We start from the raw sequence: 1,230 nt of genomic DNA, 5'->3' as shown, positions 1-1,230 counted from the left end.
TCTGTTTTAGATTTTGCCACGAAGGAGGAATGGAATGGCGAGGAAACACAAGCCGGAAGAGATCATCAGCAGGCTGCGTGAGGCCGAGATTGTGCTGGCGCAGGGCGGGACGGTTGCGGATGCGTGCCGCCGGATCGGCGTCACCGAGCAGAGCTATTATCGCTGGCGCAAGGAGTATGGCGGCCTGAAGATGGATCAGGCGCGGCGGATGAAGGACCTTGAGAAGGAGAATGCGCGGTTGCGCCGGGCGGTGTCGGATCTGACGCTCGACAAGCTGATCCTGCAGGAGGCCGCACGGGGAAATTATTGAGCCCTGCAAGGCGGCGGCGCTGTATCGATCATATCCGGGGAATGATGGCTGTCTCCGAGCGGCGGTTGTGCCGCGTGCTCGGCCAGCAGCGATCGACGCAGCGCAAGGTGCCACGCGGGGCAGATGACGAAGCAGCCCTGACCGAGGACATCATCGCCTTGGCCAGGCAGTATGGCCGTTATGGCTATCGCCGGGTGACAGCCCTGCTGCGCGATGCGGGCTGGCATGTGAACCGCAAGCGCGTGGAGCGCATCTGGCGACGAGAGGGCCTCAAGGTGCCGCAGAAGCAACCGAAGCGGGGAAGGCTCTGGCTCAACGATGGATCGTGCATCCGACTGCGCCCCGAGTACCCGGGGCACGTGTGGTCTTACGACTTCGTCGAGGGCCGCACCCACGATGGCCGCAAGTTCCGCATCCTGTCGATCATCGACGAGGCCAGCAGAGAATGCCTGGCCCTGCCGGTGGCCCGAAGGCTCAGAAGCGAGGATGTGCTGGCCGCGTTGGCCGAGTTGTTCATTACCCGCGGTCCACCGGCACATATACGGTCAGACAATGGACCCGAGTTCATCGCCAACGCCGTACAAGAATGGCTGGCCAGGATCGGCGTGAAGACACTCTACATTACACCCGGCAGCCCATGGGAGAATGGCTATTGCGAGTCCTTCAATGGCTCGATGCGCGACGAGCTCTTGAACGGGGAGATCTTCTACACCTTGGCTGAAGCCCAGATCCTGATCGAAGCCTGGCGCCGGCACTACAACACCGTCAGACCGCACAGCTCGCTGGGCTATCCGCCTCCGGCCCCGGAAGCGGCAACACCGCCATGGCTGTCCTCCGGTTCCGCTTCGCTCCACCTGCGGCCAGCCATGGCGCCAGAGGCAGTTTTACACTAACAAATCACACGGACCACTCAGCGGGGG

The 1,230-nt window shown here is 62.7% G+C and carries 1 protein-coding gene; it reads left to right on the top strand.

Going from position 1 to position 1,230, the window contains the following annotated elements:
• Positions 1-34 precede the first annotated feature (34 nt).
• Positions 35-1,203, top strand: a protein-coding gene (locus MTR64_RS21250; protein WP_243996589.1) for an IS3 family transposase whose coding sequence is annotated in 2 segments (ribosomal slippage) — positions 35-296 and positions 296-1,203 — 1,170 coding nt in all. Because the reading frame shifts where the segments join, the coding sequence is not laid out codon by codon here.
• Positions 1,204-1,230: the final 27 nt, after the last annotated feature.

Source organism: Novosphingobium album (ex Hu et al. 2023), from assembly GCF_022832385.1.
In the GTDB taxonomy this organism is placed as follows: Bacteria; Pseudomonadota; Alphaproteobacteria; order Sphingomonadales; family Sphingomonadaceae; genus Novosphingobium; species Novosphingobium album.
This window is presented reverse-complemented; position numbering and strand designations above follow the sequence as displayed.